Below are 20,539 nucleotides of genomic sequence, written 5' to 3'. Positions count from 1 at the left end.
ATTTGCTTTAGATAACATGAAAACCCTGCCCCCACGTGCTATAACTATTTCATTTCGCGGTAAAATATCTCTCTGCAGGTAGGGAACTCAGTGCCCGAATTCGGGCATATGAGAAAGGAAACGACAGTATGAAAACCCGACATCTGGTCAGTCTGGTGACTGGCGTACTTATCTTTTCCGTGCTGGTTCCCATTTGCCTCAGCATCTGGCTGGCCCATCGCCAGGCGGAAGAGAAATTTGTCGATGCGCTGGATAGCTATGCTTCTCGCGTGCTGATGCGCACCGACAGGGTCGTGGATCAAGCTAAAGAAGCGTTAAATCATCTGCAGGAATTTAAAGGGGTCCCCTGTAGCCCGCTGCACTTGAGGGAGATACGTCGGGTCGCGTTCTCATGGCGCTATATCCAGGAGGTGATCTACATCGACAATCTCCGCCCAATCTGCTCTTCGCTTGAGCAGGCCAGCAAAGCGGTCCCTTACCCTCCTCCCATGCGGATAACCGAAGATGGTTACAGCGCGTGGCTTACCGCACAAAACGATCTTGGTTTTCACCGCTACATGGCCGTCCTGGGAAAAGGTCATTACCTTGTTCTGATCGATCCTGCCTCGCTTGTGGATGTGATCCCCTTCGGGGCGATTGCCATTGATGCCGCCCTGGTGGGAAGCGCAACGCATCTTATTTTCGCCAGCAGTAACACGCTTGATCCGCATATCCGCGATCGGGTTAACGATCGGGGTATCTCCAGCATTCAGTACAATGGTTCGATGTATGTGATGAAACCAGTCCCTGAGTTGGGGTTTACCGTCGTCGCATGGGCTACGCTCAAGCCCCTGGCTGAAACCTGGCACCGGCAACTGCTTTTCTGGCTGCCGTTTGGCATGCTGATAAGCGTGCTTGCGGCACTGTTTGTCCTGCGGATCCTGCGACGCATCCAGTCGCCACGCAATCGCCTGCTTGACGCCATTAACAGCCGCGATTTTGTAGTTCACTATCAGCCCATTGTGGCGCTGTGTAGCGGCAAAATTGTCGGCGCAGAGGCACTGGCGCGCTGGCCCCAGCCAGACGGAAGCAGTCTCTCGCCTGATATTTTTGTGCCGCTTGCTGAACAAACCGGCCTCATCTCGCAGCTGACGCAGTTAGTCGTGGAAAAAGTGTTTGAAGATATGGGCCACTGGCTGCAGCTCCACCCCGATCAGCATATCTCCATCAACCTCGCCCCGGCCGATTTGACCTCCAGTAACCTGCCGCTTTTACTGAGCCAGCTACTGAATAAGTGGCAGATTCACCCCAGACAAATCGCCCTTGAGTTAACCGAGCGTGGCTTTGCTGACCCCAAAATCAGCGCGCCGGCTATCGCCGCGTTTCGCCGTTCGGGCCACCCTGTCTACATTGATGATTTCGGCACGGGCTATTCCAGCCTCAGCTATCTGCAGGATCTTGATGTCGACACGCTAAAAATTGATAAATCGTTCGTGGATGCGCTGGAGTACAAAAACGTAACGCCGCACATTATCGAAATGGCGAAATCGCTGCAGCTGGCGATGGTGGCGGAAGGCGTGGAGACCGAAGGGCAGCTCACCTGGCTGCACCGCCATGGCGTGCAGTACGGGCAGGGATGGTTCTACAGTAAGGCGCTGCCAAAGACGGAATTTATTCTTTGGGCAGAAAACAACCTCGCCACGCGCTCTACTTAAGATAGGATTTGATCACCTGCAGCACAACGCCAAGATCGGCTTCACGCTGCGCCTCTTCAGGCTCTTTCACGACATGATCGGTAAGGTGCCCTTCAATCACCTGCATCATCATGCCATTGACCGCTCCACGGATCGCCGCCAGCTGCTGTAGCACGTCGGCACATTCGTGATCGCTGTTGAGCATTTTTTCCAGCGCGGTGCTCTGCCCCTGAATTTTCTTCAGGCGAGTCAATAACATCTTCTTGTCGCGAACGGTATGTGACATCTCTGTCTCCCTCTGTTTTGGCTTTTAAAGCATATCACGCTCTACTCCCCCTGAGTATTTTTCTACTGGGGGGTAGTATTACTCTACTGGGGGGGAGTACTATTTGCGCACGCTTTCCACACCGGAAATTTCAATGAACGATTTTGCTTCACTCCTGCAGCAGGGTAATGCCTGGCTGTTTGTTCCCAGCGCTATCCTGCTCGGTGCGCTGCATGGCCTGGAGCCGGGCCACTCAAAAACAATGATGGCTGCCTTTATCGTGGCTATCCGCGGCACGCTGAAGCAGGCGGTGCTGCTCGGTCTGGCGGCAACGCTTTCCCATACGGCGGTGGTCTGGATCATTGCCATGGCGGGATTATGGTTTGGCCGCGGCTGGGACGCACATACGTCCGAACCCTGGTTCCAGCTGATCTCCGGGGTGTTGATCGTTGCGATCGCCCTGTGGATGGCGTGGCGAACCTGGAAAGAGAGCCAGCCGCACGATCATCATCACGATCATGACCACCATCATGATCATCACCATCATGATCATCACCATCACCACTCACACCCGCTGGTTGAAGAGGAGTGGCAGGATGCCCACCAGCGCGCGCACGCGCAGGATATTAATCGACGTTTTAACGGGCAAAACGTGACGACGGGACAGATCGCGATGTTTGGCCTGACCGGCGGGCTTATCCCCTGCCCGGCATCCATCACCGTTCTGCTAATCTGCCTGCAGTTGAAGCATTTTGCGCTCGGCGCGACGCTGGTATTCAGCTTCAGTATCGGTCTGGCGTTAACGCTGGTCGCTTCCGGCGCGATTGCCGCCTTAAGTCTTAAGCACGCGACAAAACGCTGGCCCGGATTTAGCGAACTTTCCCGCAAAGCGCCGTGGATCTCCGCGGCGCTAATTATCGTGGTAGGGATTTACATGAGCCTACATGGCCTGAGCGGCATTCTGGCGTAAGCCTGCGGCCACGCCATGTGGCCGCATCTGAATGGTCAGTTAAGGGTTCTGCTGCCAGCTAAAGGTATAACGAAGCTGGCGCGTCTGCAGGATGAATTCCGGCGAGACGCTGGGGCTCCAGGAGTCATCGCCGCCCACGCCCATATGGAACGCATCGAGATTGAGCCAGCACCCTGGCTCTTCCCGCAGCAGATGATGATGGGTTGTCTCACGAAGCTGCTGCTGGTCGTAGCGGCTCACCGAGAAATGGAACCGGCCGTTCAGCTGGTGCGGTCCCAGCAGAAGCTTCCGGGTATCGCAGCGCAAACCGTTTTCCGTCGGGAAGATATACGGCGTGTGCATGGCCTCCAGGGGCAATACCCAGCGCCCCTGCTGCGCCGCCAGCTTTCTGTCCGGGTAGTTTTCATGCGGCCCCAGCCCCAGCCAGTCAACCTTTTCCGGCGCTTCAGCGAGATGAACGCTCAGGCCAATGCGCGCAGGTTCAGGTATATCAGACGCCATATCGACCTGAATATCGCCATGCAGAATCCCCTGCTCGTCCACCCGCCAGATTTTACGGCTCAGGAACAGCGCCTTGCCGCGATGCTCCAGGACATGCTGAGTTCTCACCACCACTTCGCCTGCGTGCTGCTCTGCCTCACAGTGCAGAACGCGCGATGTGAGATCGTACATGCCCGCCGCTTTCCAGCGTTCCACCCACGCGTTCGGATCGATGCGCGTCGCTTCGCTCACGCCAATGTCGTTGTCCAGCGGCGCGCGGCAGACGTTATCCGACACGGGGGAAAGCAGCGTTTCAACGCCATTTCGCCACCATTGAGTCAGGTATCCGGAGGCGCGATCGAACTGCCAGCGCTGTTGACGATGCGTGATCTCCAGGATGCGATCGCTTTGCGTTAACACCGGCGGCTCGCCCGCCGGAGCTGGCGGAGCAATAAAGAGTGGAGCCGGAAGCGGCCACTGCTCCCACGCGCATCGATGGCCTGCCGGTGACCACGGCGTTGCCCGCGGCTGGCGAATCTCAACGTTCAGCCAGATTTCACCCGGCTCGTCCTTCAGCTCCGGCAGGTCGAACTCCAGACGCTGGATACCTTCCGGCGCCATCGCTAGCGTCACCTCGTCCGCAGCGAGCACGTCCCCGTCCCGGGCAACCGTCCACCTCAGCACTTCGTTATCGCTGTGACGGAACAGATAGCCGCTTTGCACCTCGATCGCCAGCGGAGAGGTGCTGACCAGCGTAAAGGTAAAGAACTGCTGGGCGCGCTGCGCCTCGTACAGCGCCGGGTGCGGCGTGCGATCGGGGAATACCAGCCCATTGAGGCAGAACTGTCGATCGTTCGGCTGATCGCCAAAGTCTCCGCCGTACGCCCAGAACGCGTTGCCCTCTTCGTCTTGCTTCGTCAGGGCCTGATCGACCCAGTCCCAGACAAACCCACCCTGCAGGCGAGGATGGCTGCGAAACGCCTGCCAGTATTTCGCGAACCCACCAAAGCTGTTTCCCATCGCGTGGGCGTATTCACAGAGGATCAGCGGACGTGTCTCGTCCGGCATGCCGATCCATTTCTTGATTGACCATTTAGGCACCGCCGGGAAGGGCTGATCCCAATCGACCCGAGCGTACATCGGGCAGACAATGTCGGTCGCCGCCGTATTGGCCCCACCGCCTTCGTACTGCACAGGCCGCGTTGGATCGGTGGCTTTCAGCCAGCGGTACAGCGCATCGTGATTCGCGCCGTGGCCGGACTCGTTGCCCAGGGACCAGATGATAATTGAGGGGTGATTACGATCGCGCTGCACCATGCGGGTAACGCGCTCGCTCATGGCGGGCAGCCAGCGCGGATCGTCAGCCAGGCGGCTCATCGGCACCATGCCGTGCGTTTCGATATTGGCTTCGTCAACGACGTACAGCCCGTAGCGATCGCAAAGCCGGTACCACAGGGGATGGTTCGGATAGTGGGAGCAGCGCACGGCATTGAAGTTGTGCTGCTTCATGATTTCGATATCACGACGCATGGTCGCTTCGTCCATCACCTGACCGTTTTCCGGGTGATGCTCGTGCCGGTTAACCCCCCGGATCAGCAGCGGTTTACCGTTAAGCTTCAGCAGGCCATTGCTGATGTCAACGCGGCGGAAGCCCACATCGCAGGCCTCAACCTCCAGCACCTCACCCCGCGGATTAAGGAGCGCTATCGTCAGACGATACAGTTCCGGCGTTTCAGCGCTCCAGAGCGCGGGGTGGTCGACGGGGATCGCCACCGTTAAGCGCTCGGCCCAGCTGCCGCGCTCGTCCACAATGTCAGACCCCGGACACCGGGAAACGCTGGCGCATTTTTCACCCTTGCGCCACAGGGTAAAGATCACCTCGCAGTCTGCAAAGCCAGTCCCTGCCAGCGCGACTTCAGCCTTCAGCACCGCGCGGTCCAGCTCTGCATTCAGATCCGTCACCACGTGATAATCAGCAATCTGCGTTTCGGGTTTATGCAGCAGCGTCACGTCGCGGAAAATGCCGCTCATGCGCCACATGTCCTGATCTTCCAGATAGCTGCCGTCGCACCAGCGTAACACCATGACCGCCAGGCGGTTCTCACCGGGCCGCAGGACCGCTGAGAGATCGAATTCGGCAGGCAGCCTACTGTCCTGGGAATAGCCCATCCACCGCCCGTTGCACCACAGATGAAACGCCGAGTTCACGCCGTCAAAGATGATGCGGGTCTGCCCGCTCTGAAGCCACGCGTCATCCACATTGAATGTGAGCGAGTAACAACCAGTTGGGTTTTCTTGCGGCACAAAAGGGGGATTAACGGGGATGGGATAGGTGACGTTGGTGTAGATTGGCGTATCAAACCCCTGCATCTGCCAGTTCGACGGCACGGGCATCGCAACGGCGTCTGCGCAATCTTCGGTTATCCATGCCTCCGGGATTTGCTCGGGTGCAGTAAAGTAGTTAAATCGCCACACCCCATTGAGGGAGCGCCTGCTGGCAGATGCAGCATCCTCCCGGGCAGGCTGTTCAAGACGCCAGCTGTGTAACGGCGCATGTGCCTCCAGACGGTTCCACTGGGTGACGCCCGGGTTTTCCCAGTCCCGTCGGGCCAGAATGGCGCTGAGAGTCAGCGATAAAGTGTTGGGCATATTAACCTCTTTGCGAAGCGCTCACAATTTTGGTTAACATGCCCTGGCGCCCGGCGACGGTAAAGCGTTGAATCGCGGGGTAGCGAGTCCGATCACAAAGTTTTATTTGCGGGCAAGCTGCTCGGCAAGGAGTGCCAGGCTTCTGAGCTGCTGCGCCAGATCCTCTCGTTCGGCCTGCTTCGGGGTGCGGCGCGCGCAGGAGTGGCGGGTCACCAGCGTCACCGGCAGCTGAACCTGCCAGCATTCCTCGTCCCCGGAGGGGCCCAGCAGCCACTCCACACTGCGCTCGCCCGCCTCGCGAAACGCCTGACGAATGGTCGTCAGCGGTGGGGAAAACCAGGCGCTGTCGGCCGTATCGTCAAACCCGACCACCGATATCTGACCGGGAACAGCGATCCCTTTTTCCGCACAGGCGCGCATCACCCCAAGCGCCATCTGATCGTTCGCCACCAGAATGGCATCCGGTAATACCGCCCCCGAGAGCAGCACGTGTCCCTTCTCATAGCCGCTGGCCGCACTCCAGTCTCCGTAAGCCACCGCAACCGCGTCAAGACCCGCCTGTGCCAGCGTTGCTTTCCACCCCGCCAGACGCGCGCGCGCGGAAACCGAGCTTTCCGGCCCGCTCAGCAGGGCAATATGCCGATGCCCCAGCGAAAGCAGATGTTCAACGCCCAGGCGCGCCCCTTCCCCGGCGTTAAACACGAGGCTATTTACCTGTGCTGACGGCGACACGTCGAGGAACAGCACCGGGACAGGCGTCGCCAGCGCCATGAGCTCTTCGGCGAGCGGATCGTCAAGCGGCACATTTACCAGCAGCGCGTCTACCCGCTGCGCCAGCAGCGCCTGAAGCGCGGCCTGGCACTGATGCGGCTGTTCCACCATGGAAATCAGGACGCTCGCCCCCTGCTCTGCAGCCCGGGATTTTACCGCCGACACAATTTGCGAGGGCGCATGCAGCGCCAGATCGGTGGTGATGAGGCCCAGCGTACGGGTGCGTTTACCCGCCAGCTGCTGCGCCCGCAGGTTGGGGACGTAATGCAGCTCCGCCATCGCCTGCTGCACCTTTTCCCGCGTGCGGGCAGAGACGTGCTCCGCGTCGTTAATCACGCGGGAAACGGTCTGATAAGAAACCCCCGCAAGGAGGGCAACATCATAGAGAGTGATTGCTTTCATGCGTTCCGGCATCGCTATTTTCGAAGCGTCTATTCTGGCACAGCAATGCCGTTAAAGCATGTGAGCGCTTCGCAAATCAAACAACCCGCTCCGGCTGCGGTATTTTCTCACCGCGCGGCTTCTGGCGGAACCAGGGCAAGCAGAGCTGAATAAGCGGGCCAATGGTCAGAGCGTACACTACGGTCCCCACCCCAAACGAGCCCCCCAGCACGCACCCAATCAGCAGGACGGACACTTCGATGGAGGTACGCACGCTGCGAATGGACCACCCCAGCCGGGCATGAATGCCGGTCATCAGGCCGTCGCGCGGGCCAGGCCCAAAACCGGCCCCGATGTACATGCTGGTGGCAATCGCGTTCATCACGATGCCCGACACCAGGAAAGCGATGCGCACGGGTAACGAACTCAGTTCGGGGAGCAGCGCCATGCTGGCGTCCGCCGCCAGACCAATACAAATTACGTTACTGATCGTGCCAAGACCGGGCATCTGACGCAGTGGGATCCACAGCAGCAGCACCGCAGCACCGGTCAAAATGATCACCGTCCCGATGCTCATACCCAGCTGAATTCCCACGCCAAGATGAAACACATCCCACGGATCGACCCCCAGATCGGCGCGAATAAACATCGCGGTTGAAAGCCCATACAGCCCTAAACCGACATAAAGTTGTAGCAGACGACGTACCATTTTTTATCTTCTCCAGTGAACCCGACTTTCATCCTGACCCAAAATGGCACTAAGATTAATGTCCAGTTTTTAAATAGTGGACTGCATATGTCATCACGCCGCTTCGGAAGCCAGTCTTTGGTGCGCCTTTTAGGGCACTGGCAGCAAACCTCATCCCGCACGCCGCTCTGGCGCCAGCTGGCTGACGCGCTGCGCCTGTTAATCCTTGATGGCCGGCTGGCGCTGCATACGCGGCTACCGGGCGAACGGGAACTGGCCGCGGCGCTGGACGTGAGCAGAACCACCGTCAGCAGCGCCCTCACCCACCTACGTGAGGAGGGATACCTCGAAAGCCGCCACGGCAGCGGGTCGCGCGTCATACTCCCTGATGCGCGCGCCGTTCCCACCCTTTCAGCGGCGAGCGCCGCCCTGGATCTCTCCACTGCCGCCCTCAATGCCGGGCCGGAGATCCACCAGGCTTACACCCATGCGATCACGGCCATTACCCAGCACCTCTCGCTGACGGGCTACGATCAGCTTGGGCTTCCTGCCCTGCGTGAGGCGATTGCTGCACGCTATACCGCGCGGGGTCTGCCTACCCGCGCAGACGAGGTGATGGTGGTCAACGGTGCCGTCAGCGGGTTTGCGCTGGTGCTGCGGATGATGACCGGGCCGGGGGACCGCGTCGTGGTCGATCATCCCACCTATCCGCTGGCGATTGCCGCCATTCAGGGGGCGCAGTGTCGGCCTGTCGGGGTGTCGCTGCCGGAAACCGGCTGGGATACGGATGGCTTTGCCGCAACGCTTGCCCAGACGGCGCCACGCCTGGCCTATCTGATGCCAGATTTTCACAACCCAACCGGGCGATGTATGGATATCGCCACCCGTCAGGCTATCGCCGATATTGCTGCCCAAACCCGCACGGCGCTGGTCGTCGATGAAACGATGGTCGATCTCTGGTTTGATTCGCCTCCGCCACCACCGCTGGCATCGTTTAACCCGCAGGCCAACGTAATTACGTTAGGCTCTACCGGAAAAAGCTTCTGGGGCGGTCTGCGTCTTGGCTGGATCCGCGCCTCCTCGCGCACCATCGCCACCCTTACCCAGACACGCGATACGCTGGATCTAGGCTCGCCGGTGCTGGAGCAGCTGGCGACGCTGTGGCTTATCGACAACAGCGAACGTTTTCTTCCCGCTCGCCGCAAGATGCTGGCAGAACGCCGCGATCGCTGCAGTGACCTGCTGCGAGAACATTTCCCGGAGTGGAAGTTCCATGAGGCGGAAGGCGGGCTCTCTTACTGGATTGAGCTTCCAGGCATGATGGGGACACAGCTTGCCGCACGGGCAGAAATCATCGGGATTAACCTGGGAACCGGGACGCGGTTTGGCTTATCGGGGGCGTTTGATCGCTTTTTACGTATGCCCTTTTCGCTGGAGCCAGCGGAGCTGGAAGCGGCGTTACTGCGGATTAAACCATTATGGATCGCGCTAAATTCAAATACGCCAGCAGTCAAACGCAGCCTGGTTTAATATTCAAATTTTGAACTGGATCATAAAATAAAAACTGCTGACTGTAATATATGCAGTCAGCAGTTTTCACTGGTCAGTGATTTAGTGTTGAGGAGGAATCGGGAAGCCTTTCAATGAAATAACGAAGTTATCACCGTCTTTCTTTATTTTTGCACCGGTATCACACCAGTCAGACGCAATACGAAAGAACTCATCGCTTCCAACATTCCAGCCAAGACGTACATGCTTCACGTAGCCTGAACGCAACAGATCGCAGGCCTCGTTGTAGTCACTGGCAGTTGACAGTTGTTGTTTCATTTTCTCTTCTTCAGAAGTTTACGTAGGGCCTTGATTTCTTTAGGAGTAAAAGGAGAAACACTCTCTTCTTCCGTATGCTGATTATCAATATCCTCTTCCGATACTCCCGCCTCTTCTACTGCTTCAAACGCCAGCAGCAGCAGTTTCTCTGTGGTCACGCTTAAATTCTCGTTATTTACTTCCGCATAGTGGCGGAGTCTTTCTTTTAGCGCTTCGTCAATTTTAACATTTAAAACTGCAGTAGCCATGTTTGTCACTTCCCTTCGGAATAAGTACTTTATTTAATACACGAAGTTATCACTGTTATCCAGTTCTATATTTTTTTGAGTTTTGACGAAAAATAGACGTCCAATTATAAAATGCCAGTCTATTATTACAGGTTTATGACAATAATATTTCAAAGCGATGAAATATATATTACATGGTATAGGCATTATATTTTTGTGGAATAAAGGCTAAAAAGAGACGGAAACAGGAAAGATCGGATGAGGCCACAAATGGGTGGGGGCCCTGCCAGCTACATCCCGGCACCCACGTCGTCTGCCCTGGCTGCTTCCTTCCGGACCTGACCTGGTGAACAGAGTAGCGTTGCGGGAGAACCAACAGAGCCCCCATTGAGAGCGTTGATAACCAACGCGCTGGCGCATTATCCCTGCGCAAAGCCTCAATTGCAAGCGACCACAAACCGGATGCTGGTTTCTTGCGCAAACAGACGCAGCAAACACGACGATCTTCGTTTACCATGACGGTCCAGACAACCCCACAGGTGAAGGTATGGACGAACACGACTCCTTTCCACAGCGCGTATGGCAAATCGTGGCCTCGATTCCGGAAGGCTACGTCACCACTTACGGTGATGTCGCACGGCTGGCCGGTTCTCCCCGCGCGGCGCGACAGGTTGGAGGCGTTCTGAAGCGGCTGCCGGAAGGGAGTACGCTGCCCTGGCACAGGGTGGTGAACCGTCATGGCGCCATCTCGTTAACCGGGCCGGATCTCCAGCGTCAGCGTCAGGCATTACTTTCAGAGGGTGTGCAGGTATCAGGAGCAGGACAGATTGATCTACAGAAGTACCGTTGGGTGTATTAATCCCTCCCCCGAAGGAGAGGGTAATAGCAACAATTACATCTGAGTCGGTGGGGTTGGCAGGGACGGCTGATTGGTCTGTGGAGCAACCGGAACTTCGGTTTGCTGCACCGGTACCAGATTCAGGTCAATTTTGGTTCCACCGTGATTAATCGCTTCCTGAACCGTATCGGTGATAAAGACAAGCTTGCCGTTGATGGTTACCGCTGCGCTCAGCAGGATACGGGCATTCGGCTGCACGTCTGACGGGTTATACGGCAACACGAAGCTAAACGGAGCCTGCTTACCTTCAGTACGGACCGCACGCTGGGCCAGAACTTTCGACGGTGCGTCGGCCAGGGAAGCATCAGACAGCGTTACCGTTAATACCGCATCCGGCGGCAGCGCGACTCTCTGTTTAATCCTGATTGTACCGGAAACGTTAGGCTGCTGAATGGATTGCTGTGAAAGGGTATTAATCCCGTTCGGATCTGCAGCTGGCACCGGCACCTTGGCGCTCTTACCGGCACAGGCGGACAACGCCACCGCAATAGCTACACCACTTAGCATGGGCACGAGTTTCATTGAAGTCTCCTTATCATCAATGCACCAGCGGGATCGATCCCATCCGATGTCGTTTCAATCACATAACGTTTTTAAGTGTGGCACAGATCACCGATTAATGCCTAAAAACGTACCGACATTCAGATTATTCTACCCATCGGACCACTTTCATTTCTGCGTTATACTCTGCCTATCTTTCGCTGCGGCGTTTACTGAGGACAACTATGAGTCAGGCACTGAACAATCTGCTGACATTACTGAATCTGGAAAAAATTGAGGAAGGACTCTTTCGCGGACAGAGCGAAGACCTGGGCTTACGTCAGGTGTTCGGCGGGCAAGTCGTCGGACAAGCATTGTACGCTGCAAAGGAGACTGTCCCTGCAGACCGTCTGGTGCACTCATTCCACAGCTATTTCTTACGCCCTGGCGACAGTGCTAAACCGATCGTGTATGACGTTGAAGTTCTGCGAGACGGCAACAGCTTCAGCGCTCGCCGCGTGGCGGCTGTTCAGAACGGTAAGCCGATCTTTTATATGACCGCCTCTTTCCAGGCACCGGAGCCGGGGTATGAGCATCAGAAAGTGATGCCGCCAGCACCGTCGCCTGACGAACTTAAGTCAGAGACCGATATCGCCCGCGCGCTGGCGCATCTGCTTCCGCCGCAGGTCAAAGAGAAGTTTCTCTGCGATAAGCCGCTGGAGATCCGCCCGGTTGAGTTCCATAACCCAATGAAAGGCCATACCGCCGAGCCGAAACGCCAGGTCTGGATCCGCGCCAACGGTACCGTGCCGGAAGATTTCCGCGTGCATCAGTATCTGCTGGGCTACGCGTCAGACTTCAACTTCCTGCCGGTTGCACTACAGCCGCACGGCGTTGGCTTCCTTGAAAAAGGGATGCAGGTCGCGACCATCGATCACTCCATGTGGTTCCATCGTCCGTTCAATATGAACGAGTGGCTGCTTTACAGCGTGGAGAGTACCTCAGCGTCGAGCGCTCGCGGGTTTGTGCGTGGAGAGTTTTATACTCAGGACGGCGTGCTGGTCGCTTCTACGGTGCAGGAAGGGGTAATGCGTAATCGCGGTTGATGTTGTGCGGCCTGATGCCCTCACCCTGCCCCTCTCCCACAGGGAGAGGGAATACACACTAAAAACGGTAACCAAAGGTTACCGTTTTTCTGTTTATCAGGCGTTATACGCATTCTCGCCGTGGCTGTTGACGTCCAGACCTTCGCGCTCCTGCTCTTCTGGTACGCGCAGACCAACCGTCATATCCGCCAGCTTATAGCCGATGAAAGCGACAACGGCAGACCACACCACGGTGATAGCAATACTTTCCAGCTGCACCAGCACCTGATGAACCATCGTCACGCCTTCAGCGTAGCCCACGCCACCGAGCGATTTCGCGGCAAAGATACCGGTCATGATACAGCCGACGATGCCGCACACGCCGTGCACGCCAAACACATCGCATGGGTCGTCAACGCGCAGCACACGTTTCAGTGCGGTGACGCCCCACAGACCCGCAAGGCCCGCGACCAGACCCACCAGCAGCGCACCGCCTACGCCGACATAACCACACGCAGGGGTGATACCAACCAGACCGGCAATCGCACCTGAACAGGCACCCAGCAGGGAAGGTTTACCGCGTACCGCCCACTCGCCGAATACCCAGGAGAGAATCGCACCCGCCGTGGCCACAACGGTGTTCACGAAGGCCAGCGCGGCGATTTCGTTTGCTGCACTGGCGGAACCGGCGTTGAAGCCAAACCAACCAAAGTAAAGGATAGCCGTACCGGTAAACACCATCGGCAGATTGTGCGGTTTGAACGCCTCTTTACCGAAGCCCACGCGTTTGCCAATCAGGTACGCCCCCACCAGACCCGCTACCGCGGCGTTGATGTGAACAACGGTACCGCCCGCGAAGTCCAGCGCGCCGTGCGTTGCCAGCAGACCACCGCCCCAGACCATGTGCGCAATCGGCACATAGGAGAGGGTCAGCCAGACCACCACAAAGATCAGGACGGCAGAGAAACGAATGCGCTCCGCCAGCGCGCCAACGATCAGCCCGACGGTAATGCAGGCGAACGAGCCCTGGAACGCAACGTGAATATACTGATAGAAACTGCCCATCAGCGCGGTCAACTCAATATTTTTCAGCATCACCCAGTCGAAGTTACCAAAGAAGGCGTTGCCGGTGCCGAAGGCCAGCGAGTAGCCGTAAACCACCCACAGCACGCAGACCAGCGCGAACGTCACGGCAACCTGCGTCAGCATGGAGAGAACGTTTTTGCCGCGGATCAGGCCGCCGTAGAACAGCGCAATGCCCGGGATAGACATGAACAGTACCAGCGCGGTGCTGATCATCATAAAGGCGTTATCGGCCTTGTCAGCCACGGCAGGGGCAGCCAGCGCCAGGCCCGGCAGCAGTGCCAGCGAACCCAGACCCGTTTTAAGTGTTGCTATCTTCATTTTCTCGATCCCTATCACTGTGTGCCAGGCGTTATTTACAGTGCCGCTTCGTCAGATTCGCCGGTACGAATGCGAATGACGCGCTGCAGTTCGGCAACGAAAATTTTGCCGTCGCCAATTTTGCCGGTGTAGGCCGCTTTGCTAATCACATCAATCACTTCATCAAGCTGATCGTCAGCAATCGCGACATCAATTTTTACTTTTGGCAGAAAGTTAACGCTGTATTCCGCCCCGCGGTAAAGCTCGGCATGACCCTTCTGACGACCAAAGCCTTTCACTTCGGTGACAGTCAGTCCCTGAATACCCATTGAAGACAACGCTTCACGCACGTCTTCGAGTTTGAATGGTTTGATTACCACCGTAACCAGCTTCATAGATCCCCTCCAGTCAGAATTCGGTAATGGCCGCAGCTCACGCAGAAGGTATTGCAAGGGGTGTGCCAGAAATGAAAACGAGGGGGAAAAGCGGTGCGACGAGCGTTACGCCGTCTTCATTAACGAACCGGCGAAAAAAAACGCACCATGTCGGTGCACGGTGCGTTTCAGTATTGCACCAACAGGAATGACTGTTAGCGCGTTGCTTTGTTTTGGTGCATCAGGCGCTGAGCGACTCTTCCTCACGCACGCTGGCGGCCAGCTCTTCGCCCGCAAGCTGAAGCTGGTACATCTGCCAGTAGCGTCCTTTAGCTTCCAGCAGTTCACGGTGCGTGCCGCGTTCCACGGCTTGTCCCCGGTGCAGCACCAGAATGGTATCGGCATCGACAATGGTGGAAAGGCGGTGGGCAATCACCACCAGAGTCGTATGATCGCGCACGGCGGCCAGCGCCTGCTGGATGGCCTGCTCAGTGCCGGAGTCAATGCTGGCCGTCGCTTCATCCAGAATCAGCACCTGCGGGGTTTCGATCAGCACCCGCGCCAGCGCGAGAAGCTGCTTTTGCCCCACGGAGAGGTTGTTCCCCTGCTCGCCCAGCTTCGTATTGATCCCATCGCTAAACCCACGCGCCAGTTCTGCCAGCTGCACTTTTTCCAGCACGTCCCAGACCTGCTCCTGGGTATAGTCCCGCCCCAGGGTCACGTTAGCGTAGAAGGTATCGGCCAGAACGACCGGATCCTGCTGCACCATCGCGACGCCTTTACGCAACACGTTGTGGCTGAGAGACGCGAGCGGGCGTCCGTCGAGGCGAATTTCGCCTTGCATGACCGGGTAGTAGCCCATCAACAGGCTGGCAAGCGTGCTCTTGCCGCTGCCCGTATGACCTACCAGCGCAACAAAACCGCGCGACGGAACATCCAACGTAATGTCCTGCAACACCAGCCGGTCTTCGCGATAGGCAAACGAGACGTTATCAAAGGCAATATCCCCGCTTTGCAGAGGTCGCTCATCATTGCCGTAGGCCTGGCGCGGTCTGTCCATCAGCTCAAACACGCGCTCACCGGCGACGACCGCCTGCTGCAGCATCGATTGCTGGGTAGTGAGCTCGATCAGCGGCTCGTTAAGACGTCCGAGATAGCTAATAAAGGCGTACAGCACGCCGACTTCGATCGTACCGCTTGAGCTCAGCCCAAAGAGCATCAGCAGCCCGCAAAGCACCAGCGCAGAGAAAAGGCTGAGCAGCGGACGGAGCAGGAAACCGTCCAGGCGCAGCGTCTGCATACGCGCCATGTAGTGCGAACGGCTGGCTTCCCCCATCCTCTCGCCAAAGCGGGCCTGCTGGCGGAACTGCTGGATGACGCTCATGCCGTTAATCACTTCGTTGAAACCATCGTTGATGTCGGCCAGATAGGCGCGAACCCGGCGCACAATCGGCGTGCTGTATCGCTGGTAGATCACCATCACGATCAGCACCGCCGGGAAGATGGTAATCGCCACCAGCGCCATGCGCCAGTCGAGGCTGAACATCGCCACCAGCATCGCGCCAATCAGCGCCGCGCTGCGTAACACCGTCGCGACCACGGTGACGTACAGATCGCGGATCACCTCGGTATCGTTGGTCACGCGCGAAATCACCTGCCCGACCGGCTGGATATCAAACTCACTGAGCGGCTGGCGCAGCGCCGCGTCCATCACATCCGTGCGCAGCTGCTGAACGACGCCCACGGCGGCACGGTTGAACAGCAGCGACTGAGCATAGTGCAGCCCTGCCGCCGCCAGCTGCAGGCCAACGTAGGCCACGCCTAAGCCCGCTACCAGACCCAGCGGGAGATAGCTTTTGGCGACCATGTTGTCGATAAAATAGCTGATGAGCAGCGGGCCGCTCACCTCAGCAATCGCCGCAATCCAGAGTAAAAGCACGGCCACGGAGAGCGGTTTACGCCACGGCGAGCCGTAAGCCAGCAGACGTTTGAGCGTCGGCCACATCGTTCCGAGCTTACGCATTGGCGGCCTCCTCATCCTGTTCCGGCGCATCGTCCAGCGCCGCCTCAAGCTGTTGATAGCGATACATATCGCGATACCAGCCCGGCTGTTCGACAAGGGCTTCATGCTGCCCACGCTGGGCAATGTGCCCGTGCTGTAAGACCAGAATTTCGCTGGCCTCAGTGAGCGCTGACAAACGGTGGGCGCAGATAATCACCGTGCGGCCGTCGCCCCACTGGCGCAGGTTATGCAGAATCTGATGCTCGGTACGGCCGTCCACGGCGGAAAGCGCATCGTCCAGGATCAAGATTTCAGCATTCAGCAGCAGCGCGCGGGCAATCGAGATCCGCTGTTTCTGCCCGCCGGAGAGCATGACGCCACGTTCCCCGACTTCCGTTTCATAGCCCTGCGGCAGGCGCAAAATATCGTCATGTACGCTGGCTAAGCGCGCCACGTGTTCGATCTCTTCCTGCGTCGCCAACGGATGACCAAGAGCAATGTTATTCGCCACGGTGTCCGAAAATAAAAACGGCGTCTGGCTGACGACCGCCAGGCGACCGCGCCACTCGTCCAGCAGCAGGTTCGTCAGGGAGATATCATGGAAACGAATATCGCCCTCGGTGACGTCAAAGTGGCGCTGCAGCAGAGAGAGAACGGTACTTTTACCGGACCCCGTTGGGCCGCAGATGCCCAGCATCTGGCCCGGCTGCAGCGTAAAGCTAACGTTCTCCAGCACCGGATGTTCCGTTTGCGGATAGACAAATTTACGAACGTCGACGTTCATGACACCGCGCCCTTCCGGCACCGCTTCGCTGCCGTCATTGACCACCGGGGCTTCGGCCAGCATGGCGCGAATGCGGCTGTAGGCGGCGCTGCCGCGCTCAACAATGTTAAACATCCAGGCCAGCGCCAGCATCGGCCAGATCATTAGCCCCAGATACATCGCAAAGCTGGTTAATTGCCCCAGGGTCAGCGTGCCCTGCACCACCATCCAGCTCCCGCCGCCAATGGCAAGCAGGTTTGCCATGCCGATTGCGATATAAATCGTCGGGTCAAACCGGGCGTCAATGCGAGCTACGCGCATGTTTTTCGCCCCCGTGTCTGCCGCATCGGCGGCAAACAGCGCGGACTGTCGGTCTTCCAGGCCAAACGCTTTGATCATGCGGATGCTGGTCATGCTCTCCTGGGTGCGATCGTTCAGAGATGAAAACGCCGCCTGCGCCAGCTTGAAGCGCTCGTGCAGCTGTTCGCCGTAGCGATTGATCGCCAGCGCCATCAGCGGCATCGGCAGCAGGGCAAGCAGGGTCAACTGCCAGCTGATCTGCGTGGACATGACGATCAGCACCGCGCAGCCCATCACCAGCGAGTCCACCAGCGTCAACACCCCTTCCCCGGCGGCAAAAACCACGCGATCGACGTCGTTAGTCGCGCGAGCGATAAGATCCCCGGTGCGGTGGCGGAGATAAAACTCAGGATGCTGTCGGCTCAGCTGGCGGTAAAAATCTTCGCGCAGCTCAACGGCCAGCTGATAGGACGCACCAAACAGCAGCACGCGCCAGACGTAGCGCAGGAGATAAACAATGACCGCCGTCAGCACCAGCGTGCCGACCCACATCAACACCCGTGCGGTGGTGTAATGCTGTTCAGTGACGCCATCCACGACGTAGCCCACCACCTTCGGCGGGATCAGCTGCAAAATGGCAATGATAATAAGCAGGGCGACTGCACCGAGGTAGCGTTGCCACTCCCGACGAAAGTACCAGCTTAATTGGGCAAATAATCGCACGCGGTTTGTTCCTGAAGGTATTTTACGAAGTTATTCAATGGGTAATGCTGTGGTGTACTTTATCTGTTCCATGGCGAAGCTTGAGGTGACGTCCGACAAGCCCGGGACGCTGTTCACCAGCCGCTTGTAGAAGTCATCATAGCGCTTCATGTCAGCCACCTGGACGCGCATCAGGTAATCGTACTCGCCGGCCATACGCCAGAAGCCGAGCACCTCGGGCATCTCAGACACCTGAGTGACGAAGCGGCAATACCACTCGCTGCTGTGGTGTTGAGTTTTTATCAGCACAAATGCCGTCAGCCCAAGCCCCAGTTTTTCGGGATCGAGTAACGCGACGCGGCCCAGCAGAATACCGTCATCTTCCAGCTTTTTTAGGCGCTTCCAGCACGGTGTGGTGGTCAGATTAACGGCATCTGCCAGCGCCTGCAAAGAGAGGGTACAGTCACTTTGCAGCAATGAAAGGAGCTTGCGGTCAATTTTATCTAGCATACCCACCTCACAGAGAAAATTTTTCTCCCTTCATTCTATTTTAAAGGCCAGATAGCAACAATTTTTTCTGTGCTTTTCGCTATGCTGGGCACAAAATGACAAACGGATAACTACGATGAATAGCACCTGGGTTAAACATGCCATCAGTGAAATCAATGCCGATTATCAGCGCTCGGCGGATACGCACCTGATTCGCCTTTCCCTGCCGGGATTTGACGGTATTCAGCTCTACCTGAAGGATGAAAGTACCCATCCTACCGGTAGCCTGAAGCATCGCCTGGCGCGCTCCCTGTTTTTATACGGTTTATGTAACGGCTGGATTAAAGAAGGCACCACCATCATTGAATCCTCATCTGGTTCAACGGCGGTGTCCGAAGCCTATTTTGCCCGCCTGCTGGGCCTGCCGTTTATCGCCGTGATGCCCTCCTGCACCGCAAAACGTAAAATCGAGCAGATCGAATTTTACGGCGGACGCTGCCACTTTGTGGAAAGCGCCTGCGAAATCTACGCCGCCTCTGAAATGCTGGCCCGCGAGCTAAACGGCCACTATATGGACCAGTTCACCTTCGCCGAGCGCGCAACCGACTGGCGCGGCAATAACAACATTGCCGACAGTATTTTCCGCCAGATGACCCACGAGCCGCATCCGGTTCCATCGTACATTGTGATGAGCGCCGGTACCGGCGGCACGTCAGCGACTATCGGACGTTACATCCGCTGTCAGGGCTACGATACCCAACTGATGGTGGTTGACCCGCAGAACTCCGTCTTCCTCGACTACTGGCAAAGCCGCGATGCCGGCCTGCGCAGCCCGGTGGGCAGTAAAATTGAAGGGATTGGGCGCCCGCGCGTGGAACCGTCGTTCATCCCGGATGTGGTGGACGAAATGCTTCGCGTGCCGGACGCTGCCAGCATCGCCACCGCGCACTGGCTGGAGACGCAGCTCGGCCGCAAGGTTGGTGCATCAACGGGCACCAACATGTGGGGCGCACTGCAGCTTGCGGCACGCATGCGCGAGGAAGGCCGTACCGGCTCCATCGTCACGCTGCTTTGCGACAGCGGAGAGCGCTATCTTGAAACCTACTACAATGCGGAGTGGGTACAGGCCAACATCGGCGACATCACCCCGTGGAAAGCGCAGATTGCGCAGCTGCTGAAATAAAAAAAAGCCAGACCGAAGTCTGGCTTGCTGGAAGGGTCTCACTATTCGGGGGAATATGGGAGGTTATTGTTGTCCAGCCAATGCGTCAAAAAATGGGACACCGCTTCGTTACCGCAGTGTCCGATAACCGGCAGATGAGGAAGCTCTGCGATCAGCTGCGGCATCGCGTTCCCCATAATCAAACCGCGCCCCACGCTGCCCAGCATTTCGCGGTCATTCATGGCGTCGCCAAACGCCATACAATCCTGCAGCGTTAAGCCCAGGTGGTCGCTCAGTACCGCCAGGGCGGAACCTTTGTTACAGCCCACCGGCAGCACTTCCAGACAATCTACCGCCGAGAAGGTCAGGTGCGCCCGGTCGCCCAGCGCCTCATTCAGTTGAATCCGTAAGCGACAAAGATCGTCGTGATCGCCACAGAAGCAGATCTTGGTCACCGCGTGGGCGGGGATCCGACGCAGATCGATAAGCTGGTATTTGAAGCCGCTATAAACATGCGCGTGCAATAATTCGGGGATTTCGCTTCCGGTAAACCAGCCTTGATCGTTAAAGACGTGGATACTGGCCCGCGTGTCCCAGGTACTGTGCAGCACGATGTCCGCCACTTCCGGGTTGAGATCCTGGCGGTGCAGCACCTCCCCTTCAACGGTGTGAATGCGCGTCCCGTTGCCGGTGATTAAAAACGCATCCAGGGAAAACGCGCCCAGCAAATGACGCATCTCCAGTACGTGGCGACCCGTAGCAAACGTCAGGGTGACATCACGCTCGCGCAGGCGCTTGAGGGTACTCAGCGTTTTCTCCCCCAGACGGTGATTCGGCATTAACAACGTACCGTCCATATCAAATGCAGCGAGCCGGGCCATGTTTACTCCTGAAATGTGATGCGATTAACTTGTGCATCAGTATCGTGTGAGATATACGGAAGTAATAGTGAATAGATGAAAATTATTGT

Annotated in this window: 18 protein-coding genes, 1 other RNA gene and 1 pseudogene; 6 read left to right on the top strand and 14 right to left on the bottom strand. The window is 57.4% G+C overall.

Features of this window, described 5'->3' with window-relative positions; all coding sequences use genetic code 11:
• The first annotated feature begins 128 nt into the window (after positions 1 to 128).
• Positions 129 to 1,694: an EAL domain-containing protein gene (locus ACR42C_RS05275; protein WP_316380345.1), complete on the top strand. Its 1,566-nt coding sequence runs from the start codon at positions 129 to 131 to the stop codon at positions 1,692 to 1,694.
• Here ACR42C_RS05275 and ACR42C_RS05270 read toward each other — a convergent pair.
• A complete protein-coding gene (locus ACR42C_RS05270; RefSeq protein WP_116341576.1) occupies positions 1,687 to 1,959 on the bottom strand; it encodes a metal-sensing transcriptional repressor in 273 nt (90 codons plus the stop codon). The two genes, ACR42C_RS05275 and ACR42C_RS05270, sit on opposite strands and share 8 nt — an antisense overlap.
• 133 nt (positions 1,960 to 2,092) lie before the next feature.
• On the opposite strand from ACR42C_RS05270, the gene ACR42C_RS05265 reads away from it, so the two are divergent.
• Entirely contained in the window at positions 2,093 to 2,908 is an 816-nt protein-coding gene (locus ACR42C_RS05265; RefSeq protein WP_479984852.1) for a nickel/cobalt efflux protein RcnA, read from the top strand.
• Positions 2,909 to 2,947: 39 nt separating this feature from the next.
• On the opposite strand, the gene ACR42C_RS05260 is transcribed toward ACR42C_RS05265, so the two are convergent.
• The 3 genes from ACR42C_RS05260 to yczE all read right to left on the bottom strand — a co-directional run bounded on the left by ACR42C_RS05260 (position 2,948) and on the right by yczE (position 7,898).
• Positions 2,948 to 6,037 carry a beta-galactosidase gene (locus ACR42C_RS05260; RefSeq protein ID WP_479984851.1) on the bottom strand — a complete coding sequence of 1,030 codons (3,090 nt, stop codon included), beginning with the start codon at positions 6,035 to 6,037 and terminating at the stop codon, positions 2,948 to 2,950.
• Between the two features lie 102 nt (positions 6,038 to 6,139).
• A complete protein-coding gene (locus tag ACR42C_RS05255) occupies positions 6,140 to 7,210 on the bottom strand; it encodes a LacI family DNA-binding transcriptional regulator (RefSeq protein WP_479984850.1) in 1,071 nt (356 codons plus the stop codon).
• A 76-nt stretch (positions 7,211 to 7,286) separates the two neighbouring features.
• Positions 7,287 to 7,898, bottom strand: a complete 612-nt coding sequence (gene yczE / locus ACR42C_RS05250) for a membrane protein YczE (protein ID WP_166710280.1) — start codon at positions 7,896 to 7,898, stop codon at positions 7,287 to 7,289.
• A gap of 87 nt (positions 7,899 to 7,985) precedes the next feature.
• On the opposite strand from yczE, the gene yczR reads away from it, so the two are divergent.
• Positions 7,986 to 9,407: a MocR-like transcription factor YczR gene (yczR, locus tag ACR42C_RS05245; RefSeq protein WP_479984849.1), complete on the top strand. Its 1,422-nt coding sequence runs from the start codon at positions 7,986 to 7,988 to the stop codon at positions 9,405 to 9,407.
• 81 nt (positions 9,408 to 9,488) lie between these two features.
• On the opposite strand, the gene ACR42C_RS05240 is transcribed toward yczR, so the two are convergent.
• The 3 genes from ACR42C_RS05240 to ffs form a co-directional block, all read right to left on the bottom strand.
• Positions 9,489 to 9,704 carry a hypothetical protein gene (locus ACR42C_RS05240; protein WP_023310588.1) on the bottom strand — a complete coding sequence of 72 codons (216 nt, stop codon included), beginning with the start codon at positions 9,702 to 9,704 and terminating at the stop codon, positions 9,489 to 9,491.
• Positions 9,701 to 9,952, bottom strand: coding sequence for a hypothetical protein (locus ACR42C_RS05235; protein WP_006176926.1), 252 nt, complete (start codon positions 9,950 to 9,952; stop codon positions 9,701 to 9,703). Before ACR42C_RS05235 ends, ACR42C_RS05240 begins: the two co-directional genes overlap by 4 nt.
• A 260-nt stretch (positions 9,953 to 10,212) precedes the next feature.
• Positions 10,213 to 10,309, bottom strand: an RNA gene (ffs, locus tag ACR42C_RS05230) — signal recognition particle sRNA small type.
• 84 nt (positions 10,310 to 10,393) lie between these two features.
• Between ffs and ACR42C_RS05225 the strand changes: the two are divergent.
• Positions 10,394 to 10,790: pseudogene (locus ACR42C_RS05225) on the top strand (MGMT family protein).
• A gap of 33 nt (positions 10,791 to 10,823) precedes the next feature.
• On the opposite strand, the gene ACR42C_RS05220 reads toward ACR42C_RS05225, so the two are convergent.
• Complete coding sequence (locus tag ACR42C_RS05220; protein WP_479984848.1) at positions 10,824 to 11,351, bottom strand: YbaY family lipoprotein; 528 nt, start codon at positions 11,349 to 11,351, stop codon at positions 10,824 to 10,826.
• A gap of 203 nt (positions 11,352 to 11,554) precedes the next feature.
• Here ACR42C_RS05220 and tesB point away from each other — a divergent pair, with 203 nt between their 5' ends.
• Positions 11,555 to 12,415 (top strand): acyl-CoA thioesterase II, encoded by an 861-nt coding sequence (gene tesB, locus ACR42C_RS05215; RefSeq protein ID WP_116341587.1) that lies wholly within the window; start codon positions 11,555 to 11,557, stop codon positions 12,413 to 12,415.
• Between the two features lie 96 nt (positions 12,416 to 12,511).
• Here tesB and amtB read toward each other — a convergent pair whose 3' ends face one another.
• The 5 genes from amtB to ACR42C_RS05190 all read right to left on the bottom strand — a co-directional run bounded on the left by amtB (position 12,512) and on the right by ACR42C_RS05190 (position 18,428).
• Complete coding sequence (gene amtB / locus ACR42C_RS05210) at positions 12,512 to 13,798, bottom strand: ammonium transporter AmtB (RefSeq protein WP_014882787.1); 1,287 nt, start codon at positions 13,796 to 13,798, stop codon at positions 12,512 to 12,514.
• A 35-nt stretch (positions 13,799 to 13,833) separates the two neighbouring features.
• The gene (gene glnK / locus ACR42C_RS05205; protein WP_008503304.1) at positions 13,834 to 14,172 is read right to left on the bottom strand and encodes a P-II family nitrogen regulator; all 339 of its coding nucleotides are present in this window, start codon (positions 14,170 to 14,172) and stop codon (positions 13,834 to 13,836) included.
• A 220-nt stretch (positions 14,173 to 14,392) separates the two neighbouring features.
• Positions 14,393 to 16,174, bottom strand: a complete 1,782-nt coding sequence (locus ACR42C_RS05200; RefSeq protein WP_316380341.1) for a SmdB family multidrug efflux ABC transporter permease/ATP-binding protein — start codon at positions 16,172 to 16,174, stop codon at positions 14,393 to 14,395.
• On the bottom strand, positions 16,167 to 17,939 hold the full coding sequence (locus ACR42C_RS05195; RefSeq protein ID WP_479984847.1) for a SmdA family multidrug ABC transporter permease/ATP-binding protein: 1,773 nt from the start codon (positions 17,937 to 17,939) through the stop codon (positions 16,167 to 16,169). The genes ACR42C_RS05200 and ACR42C_RS05195 overlap by 8 nt, the downstream gene beginning before the upstream one ends.
• 30 nt (positions 17,940 to 17,969) lie before the next feature.
• Positions 17,970 to 18,428 carry an Lrp/AsnC family transcriptional regulator gene (locus ACR42C_RS05190; RefSeq protein WP_008503307.1) on the bottom strand — a complete coding sequence of 153 codons (459 nt, stop codon included), beginning with the start codon at positions 18,426 to 18,428 and terminating at the stop codon, positions 17,970 to 17,972.
• Between the two features lie 115 nt (positions 18,429 to 18,543).
• Between ACR42C_RS05190 and ACR42C_RS05185 the strand changes: the two genes are divergently transcribed.
• The gene (locus ACR42C_RS05185; protein ID WP_166710273.1) at positions 18,544 to 19,590 is read left to right on the top strand and encodes a PLP-dependent cysteine synthase family protein; all 1,047 of its coding nucleotides are present in this window, start codon (positions 18,544 to 18,546) and stop codon (positions 19,588 to 19,590) included.
• A 41-nt stretch (positions 19,591 to 19,631) separates the two neighbouring features.
• Here the strand turns inward: ACR42C_RS05185 and cof are convergent, their stop codons facing one another.
• Positions 19,632 to 20,450: an HMP-PP phosphatase gene (gene cof / locus ACR42C_RS05180; protein WP_163330430.1), complete on the bottom strand. Its 819-nt coding sequence runs from the start codon at positions 20,448 to 20,450 to the stop codon at positions 19,632 to 19,634.
• Between the last annotated feature and the right edge of the window lie 89 nt (positions 20,451 to 20,539).

Source organism: Enterobacter sp. MG-EB028 (assembly GCF_056673305.1).
The sequence above is the reverse complement of the archived record's forward strand: the minus strand, read 5'-3'. Positions and strand labels throughout refer to the sequence as shown.